At 45.2% G+C, this 20,103-nt stretch carries 12 protein-coding genes; 1 reads left to right on the top strand and 11 read right to left on the bottom strand.

Annotated features, from left to right (window positions below; all coding sequences use genetic code 11):
* Nucleotide 1: 1 nt before the first annotated feature.
* Complete coding sequence (locus A8C56_RS04270; protein WP_067752483.1) at nt 2–982, bottom strand: NAD(P)-dependent oxidoreductase; 981 nt, start codon at nt 980–982, stop codon at nt 2–4.
* A gap of 16 nt (nt 983–998) precedes the next feature.
* Nucleotides 999–2,270, bottom strand: a complete 1,272-nt coding sequence (locus A8C56_RS04265; RefSeq protein WP_067761586.1) for an MFS transporter — start codon at nt 2,268–2,270, stop codon at nt 999–1,001.
* A gap of 105 nt (nt 2,271–2,375) precedes the next feature.
* On the opposite strand from A8C56_RS04265, the gene A8C56_RS04260 reads away from it, so the two are divergent.
* A complete protein-coding gene (locus A8C56_RS04260) occupies nt 2,376–3,146 on the top strand; it encodes a DeoR/GlpR family DNA-binding transcription regulator (RefSeq protein WP_067752480.1) in 771 nt (256 codons plus the stop codon).
* Nucleotides 3,147–3,158: 12 nt separating this feature from the next.
* Here the strand turns inward: A8C56_RS04260 and A8C56_RS04255 are convergent, their stop codons facing one another.
* From A8C56_RS04255 to A8C56_RS04215, 9 genes are all read right to left on the bottom strand, one after another.
* A complete protein-coding gene (locus tag A8C56_RS04255) occupies nt 3,159–4,268 on the bottom strand; it encodes a metallophosphoesterase family protein (protein ID WP_067752476.1) in 1,110 nt (369 codons plus the stop codon).
* Between the two features lie 10 nt (nt 4,269–4,278).
* Nucleotides 4,279–5,196, bottom strand: a complete 918-nt coding sequence (locus tag A8C56_RS04250) for an endonuclease/exonuclease/phosphatase family protein (protein WP_067752473.1) — start codon at nt 5,194–5,196, stop codon at nt 4,279–4,281.
* A gap of 22 nt (nt 5,197–5,218) precedes the next feature.
* Nucleotides 5,219–6,616, bottom strand: coding sequence for an FAD-dependent oxidoreductase (locus tag A8C56_RS04245; protein ID WP_067752470.1), 1,398 nt, complete (start codon nt 6,614–6,616; stop codon nt 5,219–5,221).
* A 9-nt stretch (nt 6,617–6,625) separates the two neighbouring features.
* The gene (locus A8C56_RS04240; protein ID WP_067752468.1) at nt 6,626–7,888 is read right to left on the bottom strand and encodes an MFS transporter; all 1,263 of its coding nucleotides are present in this window, start codon (nt 7,886–7,888) and stop codon (nt 6,626–6,628) included.
* Between the two features lie 50 nt (nt 7,889–7,938).
* Complete coding sequence (locus tag A8C56_RS04235) at nt 7,939–9,705, bottom strand: RagB/SusD family nutrient uptake outer membrane protein (protein ID WP_067752465.1); 1,767 nt, start codon at nt 9,703–9,705, stop codon at nt 7,939–7,941.
* A gap of 4 nt (nt 9,706–9,709) precedes the next feature.
* A complete protein-coding gene (locus A8C56_RS04230; protein WP_084490007.1) occupies nt 9,710–12,805 on the bottom strand; it encodes a SusC/RagA family TonB-linked outer membrane protein in 3,096 nt (1,031 codons plus the stop codon).
* Between the two features lie 525 nt (nt 12,806–13,330).
* Nucleotides 13,331–14,356 carry a nucleoside hydrolase gene (locus A8C56_RS04225; RefSeq protein WP_084490005.1) on the bottom strand — a complete coding sequence of 342 codons (1,026 nt, stop codon included), beginning with the start codon at nt 14,354–14,356 and terminating at the stop codon, nt 13,331–13,333.
* A gap of 156 nt (nt 14,357–14,512) precedes the next feature.
* Nucleotides 14,513–16,279, bottom strand: coding sequence for a RagB/SusD family nutrient uptake outer membrane protein (locus A8C56_RS04220; protein WP_067752462.1), 1,767 nt, complete (start codon nt 16,277–16,279; stop codon nt 14,513–14,515).
* Between the two features lie 10 nt (nt 16,280–16,289).
* A complete protein-coding gene (locus A8C56_RS04215) occupies nt 16,290–19,541 on the bottom strand; it encodes a SusC/RagA family TonB-linked outer membrane protein (RefSeq protein WP_067752459.1) in 3,252 nt (1,083 codons plus the stop codon).
* Nucleotides 19,542–20,103 lie beyond the last annotated feature (562 nt).

The raw sequence follows: 20,103 nt of genomic DNA, 5'->3' as shown, positions 1-20,103 counted from the left end.
GTTACTGATTGGATAAATGTAGTGCATTCGCCGGTTGCGTTTTTGCCCAGCTTAATAATTTTTCATTAAGGATGGCAACATGGTGGTCTTCTACTTCCTCAGTAGCACCTGCCGTATGTGGTGTTGCCAATACATTCGGGTGGTCAATTAACCGGTAATCCACTGCATCCGGTGGTTCATTATCAAATACATCAAGGATGGCCCCACGGATCTTATTGCCTTCGATCGCTTCCAGCAGGTCGTCACGGTTCACAACGCTGGCCCTGGCCGTATTCACAAAAAGCGCATGCGGCGGCATCAGGCCGATCAACCGTTTATTGATCATACCGATCGTTGACGGATTTACCGGCAGGTGGATCGAAACAATGTCACTCTCTGCAAATATTGTTTCCAATGAAACCGGCGTATAGTCATTAAATGCTTCTTTTATGAAAGGATCATAATACCGGATCCTGCAGGGAAAAGCGGCCGCCAGCCTTGCGATATGCTGGCCTACAGCACCGAACCCCACCATGCCAATGGTCCTGCCCGCCAGTTCATTCCCTTTGAACTGCAAATAAGAGGCATGTGCCCCTTTCTGCCAGTTACGCCCTTTCAGCCAGTTGATACCTGGAAGGGTATTCCTTAAAAAAGTGATCACGTTTGCAATAAATAACTCGGCCACCGCCTGGGCGTTCCGGGCAGGGGTGTGAAATACTTCAATGCCCAGCTCTTTTGCTGTATCTACGGATACATTGGACGGTGTTCCCCTGCATACCCCGATAAACTTTAACTTCGGATGTTTGCGGATCACGTCCTCGCTTACCTCATCATGTTCCGTAATTAATGCATCCGCCCGTGTTTCATCCAGCAGTTGGTTGAGTTCTGCTGCGTTAAAAGCACGCCCGTTTTCCTTCCATACCCTGTAAATAACCGTTCCAAAGCAGGATTCCAGCTGGCGCCGCCCTGCTTCGTTATAAGGCGCTGTAATTAAAATAGTCATATAAAATTGATGTGATTTAAATGGTTGCTGTTTTTAATTCCTGACCGGGTTCACTGCCCGTTGTTTTTGGAAGGGTTATAAACCGGGTCAGCAATGCGCTGAGAAAATATAAAATAGCCAGAATCCAGATGACGCCCGCATTGCCCGCGGGGCCTATGAAAAGACGCACTATCAGGGGACCCGCAAATACTGAAAGCCCCGCCCCCAGGTTCAGAAAAGCCATTGCAGCGCCTTTTCCTTTTGATACAAGTGAGGGCACTAACGCGGACAAAGGCACATACCCGGCCAGCAACGCGCCCCATAACACACCACTTATCAGTACGATATAAAAATTGCCATTAGATAGCCGGGGAGAATAGTAAAAAAGCAGCGTGGTAATGCCACAGCCTATGCCGCCAAACAGAGATATGGTTCTGCGCCATCCGAGCCGGTCTCCTACAAAACCAAAGATGAGGTTGAACACAATATTTGCTGTAAAAATGGTTCCCCAGATCTTTAGCCAGTCACTTGTAGAAAAGCCATATTTTTCAAAATAGATCGGCATAAAAACCGGGAAGGCAAACTGGGCCGTTGTATTGATAGTACGCACAATGCCGCCCAGGAATACCTTGGGCTCATTTACAGCTATCTTAATGCTGTCCGCCAGTTCCCTTAGCTTGTCCTTACTGCGGGTTCTTTCAATCCGGTCCCTGTTGATCAGCAATGCAAAAAGAGTTCCCAGGGAAACCCAGAAAAGTGATGTCCACAAAGTATTGATATGCCCCAACCGGCCAATCGCCCAGCTGGAATAATAGGCTCCAAACACATTCAATCCGCCTGTAAACACAAACCAGAACCATCCTACTGCCGTACCCAGTTTCGTTTGTGGTATGCGGTAGGTGATCCATACAAGAAAGGTATAGGCAAAGAGCGGATACCCGAATCCCCGGATGGCATAGGTCAGTAACATCACATTAAAATCCAGTTCTTTCAATCCCAGGCCCACAAACCCGAAAGTGCCTGCCATAAAAAGAAAAAAGCCGGTCCACATTGCTTTACGAACCCCCAGGCCCTCTGCCAGGATGCCGGAAAGAAAAGAGGAAATGGCTACAGTAAGACCATATACGCTAAAAAGTGTTGCAGACTGCTCAATGGTCAGCCCCCGGTCGTGGATCAGATAAGGGCTTAACCAGCCCTGTTCCACTCCGTCTCCCATCATAAAAATGAGAATGCCCAGATATCCCCAGGCGAGGTTTTTGGGCAGCCCAGTTTTGGCAAAAAAACCAACCGAATTTAAATGATTATTCATATTATGCAAGGAATTTAAACAAAAATAAATATATTTAAACATTTTTAAAAATAAAAATTAAATTAAAAATCGGCAATTTTATATCCGCTTTAAATTTTCTGTAAAATGGCAACAAGAACAATCACTGAAAGGCACGAGTATATTTTAAACAAGATCAACAAAAAAGGAAAACTGAGCATCGATGATTTAGCCAGCGAAATGAAAGTATCGGGCGTAACGATCCGAAAGGACCTGAAAATGCTGGAAGAAAAGAACCTGCTATTCCGCACAAAAGGCGGCGCTTCCATCACCAATCCTTATGCAGGAGATAAATCTATTAACGAAAAAGAATTTATCAATATTGACGAAAAGAAAAGAATTGCAAAAGCAGCTTTAGGCCTGATCAAAAATGCCGATTCCATCATGATCGGTTCCGGCACTACTGCGTTTACACTGTCCACCGTGCTGCATCCTCAAAATAAAATAACGGTTATTACTCCGGCCCTTAAAGTTGGCCTGGAGCTGAGTAACCGGAACAACGTTGAAGTATTACAACTGGGCGGTATTATAAGGCCGAACTCATCGTCAGTAGCCGGCGGGTATGCCCTCCACACATTGGATGATATTTCATGCGAGCTGCTTTTTCTTGGAGTTGACGGTATCGACCTGGACCATGGGGCCACGATTTCCAATTTGACGGAAGCTACATTAAACAGGAAAATGATTGACACCGCCCAAACTTTAATATTATTGGCAGACAGCTCAAAGTTTAACCGCCGGGGCGTGGCAAAAATATGTTCTATTGAGCAGGTGAACTATATTGTTACCGATGACAAAATACCGGCGCACCTGGTTAATCAATTTGAAGACAAAGGCATTAAAATGATTATAAGCTAGGCCGGGGAAGGATCAGTCAAACCTGAATATAAATTCATTCCGGGCATCTCTTTTCCATGCAAACGGCTGTGAGGCAGGAGAAATTCCGAACAGGGGTGAAAAGGTTCTTACTTTCACCATCTTCCCATCAGGAAAAAATTCAAGAATACGCAGCCAGCCATCGCCGCCATTACCATACCGGTGCCCGCCTCCCATTGACTGTGCATCAAACAACAACTGGTGAACTGTTTTGCCCGCGGCATTCTTATCTTTCCGATACCCTTCCCCGGAAATATGACCGCACAATACCAGCTCAATATTGGAAGAAGGCTGCACAGCTTTTTCCCAGATCTGCTGTCCGTTGTTAGCATCAGGCAATTTGATCCGTGGCGACTTCTGAATCATATTATTAACGTTATACGGCTCCCACCAGATCCAGTTGACTGCGCCGGTAGTGCGCTTGTCCTTTGCATTTAAAAATTCATGCGTGGCCAGGATCACCCGATGGTTCCTGTATTGCTGAAGAGCTGCTATGTTCTTTGCCCATGTAAGCACTGTATCCCTCGGGCCATCCTCCACGGTCATAAACAGATAGTCTTTACCGTTCAATCCTTTTATTTCATAAGCGGCATTTTCCAGTGTGGGCTGCCCCTGTTCATTTCTTGTATTCTGAACAAGCAATTTATGGTTCAGATGATTTTTTTCAGCGGTAAAAAACCGGCTGTAATGCGATGTACGGTTGCCCTGCCGGTCGATACTATAATCATGATTACCCGTTGCTGCGATATACGGCACTTTTCCATCCAGCTTACCAAAGGCCCCGGAAACATATTTCCACTGGCTTTCTGAGGTTTGATCACCATCATAATCATTGGTAATCTTTCCGTCATTTTCTACCAGATCGCCTACGCCCATCACCATCTTTATATTAAGCGTATCAATATTGTCTACAATCCATGCCATCATAAGGTCTATTAACGGCTGATTCCGCTGCCATTTTACATAATTCTGCAGATCAGGCACCATAATCAGCGTCCAGGATCCCTTCTGCTCCAGCGCAGGTTTTTGATAATTATCCTGGGAAAACGCAACCATTGTTCCCAGCAAACACAAGAGGAAGCACCCAAAAATTCTTTTTTTCATTATTCCTGTTTTATTCAATAACAAAATCGGTCTGCATAAAGAAATGATCGCTGGGGTATTTCCCGTTTACCATGTCTTTAATGATAGTGGCAGCAGCCGGTTGTATTTTGCCCCTGTACCAGATGTAATCAATTCTTCCTTTGGATGGGCCCTTGTCATAACCGACGCCCTGAAATTCGTGACCGGTAAACCCGGCTTCTTTTTCTCCGTGGATCGTTTCATAACTTTCTTTCCAGCCTGCGTTCCGTACCGACTCGAACACCTTGCTGTCAAATCTGCTGTTAAAATCGCCGGTAAGTAGCTGGGTGAATTCCGGCAGGTACTGTGCGCTTTCCGTTACTACCATTTTTGCCTGCTGTATTTTTGCTTCGGCCGAAATATGATCCAGGTGCAGATTGATTATTCTTAATTCTTTACCGGTTTTTTTCTCTTTGAGACGTACCCAGTTTGCATGCCTGGCCCTGGCTGTTTCCCAGGATTTGCTGCCTGCCACCAGAGGAAATTCTGAAAGCCAGTAAGTACCGCCTGTGAGCAGCTCATACCGGTTCCTGGAAAAAAGGATCGGGTTCTTTGCGATGCCGTAATAACCTGTTGGATGCGGGTCCATTTCGGGTCCCTCAAAACCAAATAACTGGTAAGAAGGAAAATGGTTCCTGAGATCGTCTGCCTGCACTTTCAATACTTCCTGCAGGCCAACGATATCCGGCTTTTTATCTCCGATCACCTTCAGGCAAACAGCTCTGCGTGCCGACCAGCCCACACCCTGAGCTTCATCTTCATCAAGCGCCACGCGGATATTACAGCTCAGAACGCGATGCGTACCCGTTTTACTAACTGAACTTCCTGCCTCCTTACTAAAAGCAGGCAATACCGGCAGCAATGCAGCAGCACCAATGCCTTTTAAAAAACGTCTTCTACCTGATGACATATTTTCTGGGTTTATTTAAAAATCAGTTATCTGATACCTGCTCGACGGGAGGAATACGCAGGTACGCGCCTTTACCAAGCAACTCCTCCTGCAGTTTCTTTACGTTAATATCTGCCGGCTGTACGCCTTCTCTTACAGCCATCTTTGCTGCACGCCCGGCAGCTTCGCCCATTGCCATGCAGGGAGCCATTACACGGATGGCAGACATGGCTTCATGTGTTGTGGAAATGCAGCGCCCGGCAACTATGAGGTTTTTAATTTTCCGAGGGATGAGTGAGCGATAGGGAATATCATAACAATCACCGCACCATTCCAGGGTACAGCCACCACCCTGCGGATGGTGTATGTCCAGCGGATAGCTGGCCACGGCTATCGCATCATCAAAATGCCGGCAGGTCATAATATCTTCCCGCGTCATGGTATAGAGCCCTTGTATCCGCCTTGTTTCCCTGATACCGAGAAAAGGAGCCGTTTTTAAGAAATAGGCCCGCTCAAATCCGGGAACATATTCGATGAGGTATTGCAGGATGTCCTGTATCTGGTGCCTGCCCTCTATTTCTCCGTAGGTAAGGCTGCCGGGGTCAGTACCATTTACTCCGTTTACTCGGGTCATATTTACCCATACTTCGCCCTTGCGCAATCCCGTAATCAAAATAGTACGTTCTGTTGTCAGCGTTAATCCCGCATCCTGCGCTTTCTTTACCAGGTTGCGCATACCTACCAGTACAAACTGGTTGTTCTGCCCAAAATATTCTGCGGGAATAAAATCGGTCAGATATGTTCTGGGCTCTTCGGCAATGCTTGTGCGCAATTTTTCCGTATCTACCCCACCCATACAAAACATCAGCGTTGGAGGCTGTACACCTCCCTGTTCATTTCCGTATTCGCAGGGCACTCCTGCCCGGTAAGCCACATCAGCGTCACCACTGCAATCTATAATGGTTTTCGCCAACAGGGCTTCACGCCCTGCCTTGCTTTCGATAATCACACCTTTCAGCGCATCACCCTCCATTACCACTCCCGCACAAAAAGCATAGAACAATACTTCCACCCTGCTTTCCACCAGCATTTGCAGCGCTACCGTTTTTACGGCTTCCGGTTCTACCAGCGTAAGGCTCATGTGCAGCGGGCAGGGGCGATGCTCACTGGCTGCCTGCACCGTTTTTAACCGGTCAATGAATTGCTGCGGAAGTCCTTTGATGATCTGGTTCCCTTTCTGCCCAAGAAACCCGAGTATGGGAAGGCCAATCGTCATATTACCGCCAACAAAGCTGCGGCTTTCTACCAGCGTTACCTGTAATCCATCCTCAGCAGCTGCCAACGCTGCCATGATTCCAGAAGGTCCTCCGCCAATTACCAGTACGTCTGTTTCTTTCCGAACCGCAATTTCCCTGGTTGGCTCTGTGATTGTTTTTGACATATTATCTTTTCATTTACTGTTTTTTATTAGGAGGCCGGATGGTTTTTCGGGCCGCACCATTGTCCACAAAATTAATACTGCCAATGGATGCAAAAAGGCCATGGCAATGAATATTTTTCCGGCGCCCAGTGTGCCAATGAACTGTCCTACAAAATAGTTAAAAAGCACGGCCCCTAATGCGCCAAACCCGCCGGCAATGCCCAATACGCTTGCCACATTTTTTACGGGAAAAGCCTCCGCTACCACTACACTGATTGTAAACAACCAGCTCAGGCAGGTAATAGCTACAATACTGAATACAATCAATGTGGACCATGTACCACCCAGATAAGGCGTAAGCGCACATAAAGGGCCCAGAACAGCAACACGGGTGAGCATCCGTTTTCTTGCCTTTAACGGAGCACAGCCGTTCCTTACCATTCTATCGGACCACGCCGAAGTACCAACAGCGCCTAAATCGGCAAACAAAAAAGGTATCCAGCCAATCATACCTACCTGCGCCAATGTAAACCCGGAGGCCTCCTGCAAATAGCCCGGCAGCCAGAAAAGGCAAAAATACCATACCGGATCACTGACAAAACGTATTAACAAAATGCCCCACAGGCTACGGGTGCCCCATAACTGCTTCCACTGAAATGATTCTTCAACTGTTGTTTTTCCTGCTGCTGAAACAGTAGCCTCCTGAAGAATATATGCCGGAGGGTCCCTGTAGATCAGCTTCCACGATACTGCAATAAGCACCCCAATAGCTCCCATCGTAATAAAAGCGATCTGCCAGTTGTAAGTGAGCGACAGCCACGCGATGACGGGAGGCGCAATGATGGCTCCAATGGAGCTGCCTGCCACGCAAAGACTGTTTGCGGTAGCACGTAACTTACCGGGAAACCATACAGCAATCACCTTTAGCTGCGCCGGAAAATTAACAGGCTCCGCCGTTCCAAGTAATCCACGGAAGAATCCGAACTGGCCGATCGTTTTGGACAAACCACCGCCAATACAGGCCAGTGACCAGGTAACAATTCCGTAGAACATTATGATGCGGGCTCCGAACCGGTCAACCAACCATCCTGTAACCGGGTACATTATTGCATAACAAACAGTAAAAATATTCAGGATCATTGCATAGCCGCTGTCATCCAAATCAAACTCCGACTTAAGCACCGGTTTTAATATGGATACGATCTGCCTGTCTATATAGTTAAATACGATGGCCAGAAAAATAATGGCGATAATCAACCAGCGCCTTTTTTCAGGGCTAAGTCTTTTTTTCATCTGATACAATTATGATCTCTGTACAATAATTTCACCTTGCTCAAAATTCATTAATACCCCGGGTTCTGCGTTAATTGTTTGTTGGCATCCATTTCAGATTTCGGCACCGGCCACAATTCATCCTTGTTCTCCTTGTATACCACTTTCTGGGTAGTGAAATATTTAATAGCCTCCGTATGATTGTAAATGGGCGTATAGTTTTCGTCAAACCCGGTCAGCACCTCCTTTGTCCATGCTTTTGCATCCCTGTTCAGGTATATATAACCATTCATCACCTTATTGGCAATGCCCCAGCGGCGCAGGTCATACCACCTCAGGCCATCATCGGCCAGCTCTACTTTACGTTCATAGCGCAAAGCCGTGCGCAATTGCGCCTGCGATAACCCGGTGGGAAGACCGGGCATCTGTGCGCGGTGGCGGATGCGGTTGATGGCATCATATACGGTATTGTCCAGTTCATTAGCTTCGATCTTTGCCTCTGCATAGATCAGTAAAAGCTCGGCAAAACGAAAGATGCCCACATTCAGATCCGATACACCGCTTACAGACGTGGTGGCATAGTCAGCAAGATTTATCGGCTTACGCCAAAGATAGCCACTGAAAGACCTGTAGGCGTTTGTTGCATCAGCATTGGATACACTGGCAGGAGCAGCTGCCTGCCCCGTAATAACCGGCCAGTAATTCTTTACTGTAGCAAAGCTGGTAGCCGGCTCAAACTGGTAACCTACATAGCGGGCATGCGGACGGGCGCAATACATATCCAACCTTGGATCACGATGCTCAAATGGTTTGGAAGCATCGTACAGGGGAGATTCTGTAATGGGCAATCCGTCTGTACACTGGAAGGTATTGATCAGGTCCTGCGTCGGCCCCCAGTAACAAACGCCTTTACCCAGGCGTGAAGCCGAGTAATACTGCTGATTATGGGTATTCCCGGGGATCGTCTGGTTGTATTCTGCCACCCAGATCCACTCTTTACTGGTCTTAAAACCGGCATGGCCATAAATATTGGATAAATCGGGCTCACCAACCGTATGGTCTTTACCTGCATAACTGACCGTACTGTTAAAATCGGTCAGGTCATACACACCGGAAGAAAGCGTAATCGCCGTATTGGCGGCTTCGGCCGCCTCCGCATATCTTTTTGCATACAGGGCCACTCTTGCCTTCAGCATATAGGCAGCTACACGGGAAGCTCTTACATTTCCATATTGTGCCTGTGACACAGGCAGCTTGTCTGCTATCTGCGTTAATTCTTCCAGCAGGAATTGCTCAATTTCCGCCTTTGGCGTTCTGGGCACACTGGAATTGTTCAGGTCAACCGCATGCGTCAGCAAAGGCACATCTCCATATAATTCGATTAGCTGAGAATAACAGTACGCACGGATAAAACGCAGCTCTGCATCCAGCTGGCCATAGTCATCATCCGTCATGGAACTCTTAATACGTTCCAGGTTATCAAGCACCGTATGGCAACGGGCAATCGTTTGATAGTGCACCTGCCAGGGCTTATTTGCCAAAGCATTATCTGTTGTTACAGCGCTGGTGATTGGCGATGTGTAGTTTGTACCCGGCCGGGCGTAGCCTATATCCGTTATATTATCCATTACATGCCATATAGGCGTGCTGGCAGCGTCCAGCGTGCTTATATTCTGATAAGCTCCGAATAATCCCATTTCCGCTTCTTTGGCATTGGCAGGAAAGGTGCCCGTAGACGGGCCATTGAGCGATTCAAGATCCGGTTTGCAGGAATTCAGGGTCCCGATTGTTGCCAATATTACAGCTGCAAGCCTGGTTATATTAGTAAAGCGTTTCATTTTTCTAGAATTTAATGTCAATACCAAATGTGTAAATCTTAACCTGAGGATAGTAGTCGCCTCCACCTAATGATACTCCGTCCGCGGCGTTGGCATTGAAGTTGATTTCAGGATCATACCCCTCATAAAATCTGGTCTTTGTAAAAATATTTTGCCCGTTTACATAAACAAATACTTGCTGCACGCCAAGCTTTTTTGTAAATGCGGCGGGCAGTTCATATCCCAGCTGAAGGTTCTTAAGGCGCATATATGCGGCGCTTCTCATCCACAAAGTAGAATTTTGCGTGTTATTGGTAGACGTAATGGATACCCGTGGCAGGGACGCGTCTGTGTTCTCCGGGGTCCAGTAATCCAGCTGCCAGGGTTTGATAGCGCTGGAGTTAACCGCCGGAATTACATAATGGGAGTTCAGGTAGCCATCCACCTTTCCCACGCCCTGCAAAAACGTACTCAGGCGTATTCCCCTCCACCCCAGGTCCAGGTTGGCGCCATAGGTATAACGGGGAATAGTGCTTCCGATGATCACTTTATCCGCATCCGTAATTTTTCCGTCGGGTATCGGATTACCACTTGCATCAAATGCACCGGCTATATCCCTGTACCGTACATCACCGGGTTTTAGTGTGCCTATCTGCACAGGTCCGTTATCAATTTCTTCCTGCGACTGATAAAGGCCGTCCGCTATATATCCATAGATAGAATTGATGGCATATCCTTCCTGCTGGCGCAGGAGGTCGCCCGAGGTCTGACCCCTCATATCAATAATCTTATTCTTTACATCAGACAGGTTTGCCCCCACCCCTAACTGAAAATCGCCAAACTGATCATCATATCTTGCAGCAACTTCCCAGCCTTTATTGCTTACCACAGCAGCATTCTGATAAGGGGAAGCCAGGCCGGTAAGCTGTGAAGTGTTCAACTTCATAAGAATACCATCTGTTCTTTTATCATACCAATCAAATGTTACTGACAGTTTGTTGAACAGGCCGGCATCTATTCCAATACCTTTCATAACGGTTGCTTCCCAACGAAGGTCAGGATTGGAGAGTGTGGTTTGGGTAATCATCTGATAAATATTCCCTCCCATGGAAACGCTGCCCAATGATAAGGCTTCCGCAAAAGGATAATAGGAAGAACCGATGTTCTGGTTACCCAGTTTGCCCCAGGAAGCCCTGACCTTAAGCATATTTATTACCGGACTGATTTTTTTCCAGAAATCTTCTTTGGAAATAACCCATCCCGCAGAGAAAGACGGGAATGCAGCCCAGCGGTTAGCGCCAATGAAACGGGATGTACCATCATACCTTAAGTTAGCTTCAAAAAGGTATTTGGACTTAAAGTCATAATTGAATCTTCCAAAACCGGATATCAGTATCCACTGGTTCTCGGTACCGTTATTATCTTTTGTAGCATTATCAGCGCCGGCAGCCAGCTGCTCATAATTATCATAAACGAAATCTCTTCTGTAGCCCGACAGGTACTTCTCATCATAGGTTTCCCGGGAGGCTCCGGCCATTAACCGGAAATTATGATTGCCAAAACTTTTTTGCGCTGTGGCCTGAAACTGGTAGGTACCATAAAAGTATCTGTATGCAGACTCTGTAAGCTCCGTATAGGTATTTGCTGCCCCTGCTTCTGATCCGTCTTCATAATACGTCATTACGCTTTTTCTGAAAAGGTGAACGTTGTTGGTCAGGTAGCGGGGGGCAAACATTCCCGTAAGTGACAACCAGTTTACAGGTTTGTAGTTCACACTAAGATTTCCATAGAACTCCAGGTTGTTCGCCTTCCGGTTGCCACCATCTTCAATATAGCCTACAGGATTAATTTTCACCCAACCATCGGACCACCGGTCACCATAGCGGATCGGAATATTGGTAGGCATCCGGCCCAGGTAATTCCAGACCGTTCCTTCATCAGCAATCTGCTTCCTGTTTTTATTGGTTACAGCAATATCAGCCTTGATGCTGAATTTTTTATTGGGTGTTATATCCAGGTTATTGCGAAAAATGTAGCGTTTGAAATTGGTATTTTTAATGATCCCTTCCTGATCTGTATAGCTGAATGAGGGGGTTACCCGTATAATGCCGCTGTTGGCAGCTAAAGAAATGAAATGGTTCTGCTCTAATCCACTACCATTTAATATTGCGTCCTGCCAATCGTAATTTTTGGGATCTGCCTCATATTTCTGTTTGAAATCCTCAATATCCTGGTCACTATAAATCGTAGTGCCATTATCATTCATGCTGGCGTCATTGAACACACGCATGTAGGTTAACCCGTCTGTTACCCTTGGTATTGCCGTTGGTGTTTGCTTGCCAATAAAGCCCTTATAGTTTACAGAGAGCTTGTCCTTAGCCCTTTTGGTAGTGATCAATATAACGCCATTGGCGGCCCTGGAACCGTAAATGGCTGAAGAAGCTGCATCCTTTAATACCGATATGGATTCTATCAGGTTGGCATCCACATCATCAATGGATCCTGCTACCCCATCAATAATTACCAGTGGGTTACTGCTGGATCCGCCAAAGGAGTTGATCCCCCTGATGCGGATCTGCGCACCATCTCCTCCCGGAGAACCGGTTTGCGATGTAACAGTTACACCGGGTGCCAGCCCTTGCAGCGCATTGGATGTGGAAGTATTGGGACGTCTTTCAATCTGGGCGCTGTTAATAACAGAAACAGAACCGGTAAGATTGGCTTTCTTTTGTGTGCCATACCCTACTACCACTACTTCGTTTAAGCCGGTAACATCTTTTTGAAGCGTAACATTCATAACAGGAGCGCTGCCAATGGTCACTTCTTTCTCAAGGTACCCCACAATAGAGAAGACCAATGCATCCGTAGTACCAGGCACATTCAGGGAATAATTACCTTCGGCATTGCTGGCAGTGCCCGATCCTGAGCCTTTCAGACGAACGCTTACTCCTTCCAGAGGCTTGTTTTGTTCGTCTGTAATTTTTCCGGTGATCTTTTTTGATTGTGCAGCAGCAGATGCAGTCAGAAACAGGAGCCCTAACAGACAGAGCAGCCGGTGGCCTGTTAATTTCCGGAAATTACTTTGCTGCTGAACAATGGCAAAGCAGTCGTTTTTTTTCATGATGACCTGAATTTTTAATAGTTACTAATTTTTTCTTAGTATCCATATAATCCTGTATCAAAAAACATTGATAAAGGGTGTGCTATACTAATAAGGACAGTTTGTTGTCTTTTTACCGGTATTAAAAAGTTAACAGGCGCTGCCGTTAACAAAAGCAAATTTAAGGTAAATAAAGATAATTAAATATAATTAAATTAATTTAATCTAAAATTAAACAAATAATAATATTTTATTAATGTAATTAAACAAAAAAATAAGCAGCATGAAAATTTATCAGCGAAACCGGAGAAATAAGTAATTGTTTTTCAATACATGGTAACCAATGCCGGCTCACTTGCGCAAAGGATTAGTTTTATACCAACAGGCTCTGTAACCCGGCATGATTAGATTGGCTTTTTTATAGGGTACAAAAAAGCCCTTCACTTTGGAAGGGTTACTGCTCCGCTCAAGGCGGTGTGGCAGCTCCGTTTAAACAGGAACTGCTTCTTCAGATACAATGAGCCGGTGCAAATATGCCGCAACAATTTACATTGGCTGATGCATCATCACTTTCTCTATATATACGGCAAGCCGGTCATAAGGCATTTTGGGTGTAACATAGGCGGCCATGCCCCCCGGCTTATTCTGCCATTTGTTGCTTCCGTCTTTTCCGATCCAAACAGCGCCTTTTTGTATTTCAAAGAAATCGTTATACCCTTTAACAGCTATCAAAACAGCAGTCTGATCCCAGCTCATACGACCGTTACGGTCAGATGCCGCCTGAGGTATAGCTATCCTGTAAACATCTTTTACCGGGCTGTTACGGATCGAAGCGTCATTCATGAGCTTCAGTCCTGTTCTGATCTGCTGGCCGATCTCCCAGCCGGTAAACAGTACGGGCTTAGGCCATATTTTAAAAAGTTCGTACGCAGCCGCAGCATCCTTATATACATTGAACTCTTTTCCTTCCGGGAATTTTCCGGCCATGCTTACCAGGTTCTTTACTTTTTTCCTGATCAGCTGCATACCACTCAACCCAGAATATTGATCCGGAGCAGAATGGATGAGATTGTTCAGGTTGGTAAAAAAACCGACCGTAATAATGGTAACGCTGTTATCCGGCTGACCGGCTAATATTTTCCGGTACAGGCTTACCGCATCAGGCACTTCAGCATTTGTTTTTATGGTGTGCGGATATCTGGCAATTAATGAATCCGTCCAGTGCTGCTGATCCTTTTGTGCATATGCCCATTGCCTGGGCACCGCAACCGGGATATCCGGCCGGTGAAAATAAGTATTGAAAATATTCAGCACACTTGCCACACCCTCATATTTTGTGCTGGCAATTGTTCCCAGAATAGTTACATAGCCACTGTCTGCAAAGGCATGCAGCATAGCTATGGCACCTACATCATCATAATCCGGTCCCATATCCGTATCCAGAATAACAGACACTTTTTCACTGCTCTCACCGGTACCGGGACCGGTTTTTAACTCCGCAAAGCTGCATACCGGTATTCCGTAAAGCAACAGATACAGTAAAGAGTATAAAGCAACCGTTCGTATTTTCATATGCATATTTTTATGGTTTGAATAGCGATCCTGAAGTTTCAGTGAAGCTTCACATAAAACATATTCACTCCGTCAGATTAGGAAAATGAATATTTTTCCTGTGTTTCATCTTGTGAGCGCTGTAATTTTTATTTTATAAAAACAGACGGTCATTATTTACCATCCAGGATTCTGAGTGAGGTTATTATTTTTTACAATTGCTGATGCAGGAATGGGATAATAATACTGGCGTCCATCCGCATACCAGGTCCTTGTCTGTGTTTTAAACCATTCCAGGTGATTATCAGCTGTAAGCGTCTGGTAATTGGTACTTTTTCCTCCTATAGGCACCTTGGCACAGCCCTTTGGCACTTCAATAGTTGGTCCGCTCTGTGAGCCGTCATAAAAAACAACATCCGGAGTTCCATCCTGATCTAAATCCATCAACGTATTTAAGGCCGGTACATAAATACCGCTCCACTCCATAGTTGCCATTAAATCGCCTCTTTTCCAGCGCCTCAGATCGTCAAACCGGAATCCTTCCAGCGCCAGTTCTACCTGCCGCTCCCTGCGGATCTCTAACAGCACAGGGTCATTAATATCCGGGAAAAATGTTTTTTGCAGATAGGTATCCACAACTGTAGGCTTTTGGGTTAAGCCACCTGTAACACCGGCCCGCTTTCTTAACTCCCCGATAGATTTTCTCCAGTCTTCATCTGTAAGCGTTCCCAGTTCTGCCTTTGCCTCTGCAAAATTCAGCAGCACTTCAGCATACCGCATTAAGGGAAGGTTGTTGGTATTATATCCTCCGTTATCATAATAACTGTCATCCAGTGTGTATTTTATCGGCTGGTAGCCTGTATAGGAATAGCTTGCAAAATTGGGAGGAGCAGCGCTGCCATTACGGGTATAGCCAGGTGTGCGAATGAGTTGATTCAGGCGGAAGTCCCTGTTCTGACACTCCTGATAAAAAGTTTCAGTTTTGTAGCCGGCCCTGCTGGTATAAGGAGTACCATCCCTGTTTAATATTGTATTAATGAAAGGGCGTACCAGGCTGTAACGCGGGCCATATGTAGCTGAGGTCCACCACCAGTTTGCATCTCCCAGAACAGCCAGATCCTTGCTCAGCACAACCGCCAGCATTACTTCTGAAGTAACCGGTTTGTCTGAAATGAAGAGCTGCCGCTGGGATGCCTGGGGGCCGCTCCCGTTGTAGATTGTATAAGGCCCCTTTTCCATAAGCTCTGTTGCAGCATCCACTACATACTGGTAATATTTATTGGCTGTATTCGCAAGCGATAGCTCTGTATGATATTTACGGAAGGAAGCCTCAAACAATGCAGCCCTTGTCTTCAATCCCAAAGCCGTCCATTTTGTAATCAGAGACCCATCAGAACTGGTAGCCGTCATATTCTGATAAGCAAAATCAAGATCCTCAATAATATGATCAATAATAACGGTACGCGGATCTCTTTTCCCATACAGGATATCTTCTTCAGTTACCTGAAGCGGATGGTCTATCCAGGGCACATCTCCGAAACGGGTCAGTTTATCCAGATAGAAATACGCCCTGAAAAAATGAGCAATCCCGAGATAATTGTTCTTTACAGCTTCTGTAACATTGGCGTTTTGTGCGTTCTGAATAAAGTAATTAACATTACGGAGGTTGGCCCAATCCCAGCCTGTGCTGTTTTCTGCGCTATAGGCCCCTTCCCGGATAAAAGCATCCAAAGAGTTCACAGCGCCGTAATCAGTCATCGCATCCATCTTATAGGCATTGGTTCCGGAAGGAAGCATATTGTAAAAAGAGTAACTATATGTTTTCATTCCGTTCTCGCTTCCAAAAACATCTTTTACAGATGCCGTTGCCTCAGGCAGTTCCTGCATCTGGCAGGAAGAGAAAATGCTCATTGACAGCGAAAATATATAAAGTAACTTTTTCATCTTTTTCTTTTTATAGTGTAAGCAAAATATTCAGACTGTAACTTTTCATGGTGGGATAATTGAACCCATCTCCGTAACCACTGCTCACATCCGGGTCTGAGTTTCCGATATTCGTTACATCAATATCTTTTGTCCGCTTATACAGTGGCGACCATGTTAGCAGGTTTTCGCCCGAAAGGCCAATCCTGACAGCCTGAAGCCCCATTCTCTTCACCATTGCAGCAGGCAGGCTATAGCCAATCTGAATATTCTTTAATCGTGTATAAGAAACATTTTGCAGATATCTGGTCTGGGGATTTAGTTTTAATGACTCGTTATATCCCGCATACCGCGGAAAATATCCGTTGGGGTTCTCTTCCGTCCAGTAATTATTCAAATGCCATGTAGGTAAATTATTATAAGGCCTGTTGTACTGCCCCCAAAAAATGGACTCATTACTGGGATACCAATCCTGTTTACCTACTCCCTGAACAAACGCAGAAAAATAGATATTATTCCAATCAAGGTTCAAGGTAAAACTGTACAGATAACGCGGTGATTTATTTCCTATTATTTTTTTATCACCATGATCATATATGGTATTATTGCCATAGTCAATAACCCCGTTATTATCTAAATCTGCAAAACGGATGTCACCAGGGTAAATTTTTCCTGAATTGGAAGATTTAATAACAGGTTGCTTGGGCGCATTATCAATTTCCTCCTGGCTTTGAAAAAGCCCCTGTGTTACATAGCCCCATATTTCACCCACCTGCTGCCCCACATAATAGTCGCTCAGGCTCCCGGTTGTATTGTTATACCGGTCGATCCGCGAATGATTATCGGCCAGCGTAGCTTTAACATTATAGTTAAAGGGCTTGTTAGCTACCATAAAAAAATCAGCATACCCAAGTGAAAGTTCGAAGCCCTTTGTGGTCAGGTCTGCATAGTTTCCTTTGGGAGAACTTGCGCCAAATACATCCGGCAATGTCTGGCCGACTGTATACATATTTAGCGTTTTCCGGATGTAATAATCGCCCGTAAATGTAAGCCGGTTTTTCAGGAATGCGATATCCAGCCCATAGTTGGCAGTCCGGGCGGTTTCCCAGGTCAGATTATCAGGAATAACACCCGGGGCGCTGGTCTGGGGGTTTTTAGCTCCGTTTAAAATACGGCCGGAAGTGCTGATAGCAAATTGCTCTAAATAAGAGTACGGATCAATATTGCCATTTCCCAATGAACCATAAGACCCCCGCAGCTTCAGGTCTGAAATAAAGGAAGGGCTCACATTCCAGAAGTGTTCACGTGAAATACGCCACCCTGCTGATACTGAAGGGAAGAAGCCCCACTGCTCATTACCGGGAAATTTAGAGGACCCATCATAACGGCCATTTACTTCAAACAGGTAACGTTCAGCATAGATATAGTTTAACCGGTAAAAGAGCCCTGAAGTGCGGTATTTATTATACCCGCCTGTTGCGGTAACGGAATTTCCCAGCGCCAGGTTAATATTCTCTGTTTCGGGCGACAATAACCCGTTCTTGGTAATATATTTTGAATCATATACCCTTTGATCGTAGTTATACCCCAGCAGCCCTTTTACGTAGTGCTTTGCAAAACGCTTCTCATAATCTGCATACAGGTTGGCTGTTAAATAATTCCAGCGCTGATCTGCTGTATAAATATTATCATTGGTACTTGTTTCCAAATATAATATCTGGCCTTCTTTTACACTATAAGGCACCGGTACCCTTACCCGGGTCAGTTCATATTTTTGGGAACGGAAGGTAAAGTCTCCTTTAATGTGAAAACTGTTATTAAAGAACTTTGTTTCAAAGCTGGTGGTATTGCGGATATTGGATTCTGCATTTTTCCGTACATTTTTTCCGTAGATAAAATCGCCTACTGTATATGCAGCTGAATAACTGAAGGTGCCATCCGGATTAAAAATAGGTGATGTAGGGTGCCCCTCGTCGGCAATGTTTCTCCAGATAACGCCTCCTTCCCCTGCTGTAATGGGATCACGGTAAGAATAGTAGGAATAATCCATATTATTTGAAATCTTCAACCAGTCTGTTACCTGCAGCCCCTGTTTTGCGCGCATGCTATAGCTTTTGTACAGATCCGGGTTATAGTTATAAATACCATCGCTGCTAAAATAACGGCCCGATAAATAATAGTCGAATTTATCTGTCTTCCCGCTTACAGAAAGATTATGCTGCTGGGTAAAAGTGGATTTCTTAAGCAGTGCGCCATAATAATCTTCATTACCATAGTACACATAATTGCCATTAGCATCTACCGTAACCTCGTCCGTGATTCCCTGTTCCTTTCTTTTTTTAAACTCTTCCAGCCAGTCTAATGTAAAAATCTGGGTTTTATTCAGTTTTGCCGGTACCGATGAATAATTGTTCCAGGCGTTATACGCTTCATAAAAATGAGTGGCATATTCATATCCATCCGTTACAAAATCCGGCCGGGTGGCTTCTTTTTGCAGGGAAGCGCTTCCGGAATAAGTAACAGTTGTTTTGCCTTTTTTAGCGCTTTTGGTAGTAATGAGCACTACCCCGAATGTTCCTTTAGATCCGTAGACGGCTGCAGAAGCTGCATCTTTCAGCGCTGTAACCGATTCCACATCATTGGGGTTTAGTGTAGCCGGATCGCCTTCAACGCCATCTATCAATATCAGGGCACTTCCTCCCTGCCCGATCGAGGTCATTCCGCGTATATTATATGAAACCTCCCTGTTAGGCTTTCCGTCAAGTGGATTTACATTCAGGTTCGGTATTGCCCCTTGCAGCATCTGTGTAATGGTGGGCTGCACACGTCCTTCCAGTGCCTCACCGCTCAGCTGATCTACAGCGCCCGTAAGGTTGATCTTCTTTTGAGTTCCGTACCCCACTACAACAATGTCGTTCAACTGATTGGCAATAGGATCTAACATATAGGACAACTGTAACGGCTGAACACCATTGTATTGTACATTTTTTATTGTCAGCGGCTCGTAACTCACTGAAGATATCCGGAGCTCATATTCGCCCGGCTCCAGTCTGTAAAATGAAAAATGGCCCTGCTCATCTGCAAGAGTCCGCTTTGAAAAAGTACTATCCCTGTTTTTTAACTCAACCGTGGCATTGGGCACCGCGTTGCCTGCTTTATCGCTGATAACCCCACTTATTGATTTGCCTTTATCCTGGGATAAACTGCATAGTGCAATACATAAAAATGTACATAAAAGACAGAAGGATTTTATACAGTTTGTATAACTTGTTTCCCTGAGCATCTTACTTCTTTTTGGTTTTATAAATGAACTGTTTAATGAGATCTATAAAATTTACTGTTGTTATTAAGGCCGCACTTTTCCGGTCGCAAAAATATTATCCGCATTATGAAACCACATAAACACAGCATTAACAAATTGTATTATTTCTGTTATCCGCTTCCGGCCCTTATTATTAAGGCCCATCCTGATAAAAAGAGTATAAACATGATAAAGGATATTTATATTTTTAAGTATAATGACCGGAGAGCAAGATAGAACAGGCATGCGTGCAGCTCATGCTTGAATCCCAGCGCCTGCTAACACTCACTGCTGTAAAAGCTGCTGCACATGCTAACAATACCTTCAACATATAGTCCAGATAAAAAATCATATTACTAATTTTTCAGTCAAACCTGAATGTTGAATAATCTGCCGGGCTACACGTCAATAATCCGCTTTTATTCAAACGTACAACCGTTATAGTACTACACCGCTTACAATTGGCAGCGATCCTTCAGCACACAATGACAGCCTGCTATTGAAAGGCATAACGCCCTTATTATCGTTAAAAAGCATTGCTGTC

The organism is Niabella ginsenosidivorans (genome assembly GCF_001654455.1).
Taxonomy (GTDB): Bacteria; Bacteroidota; Bacteroidia; order Chitinophagales; family Chitinophagaceae; genus Niabella; species Niabella ginsenosidivorans.
Note: the sequence above shows the minus strand (reverse complement) of the source record. Positions and strands in the feature narration are given on the sequence as shown.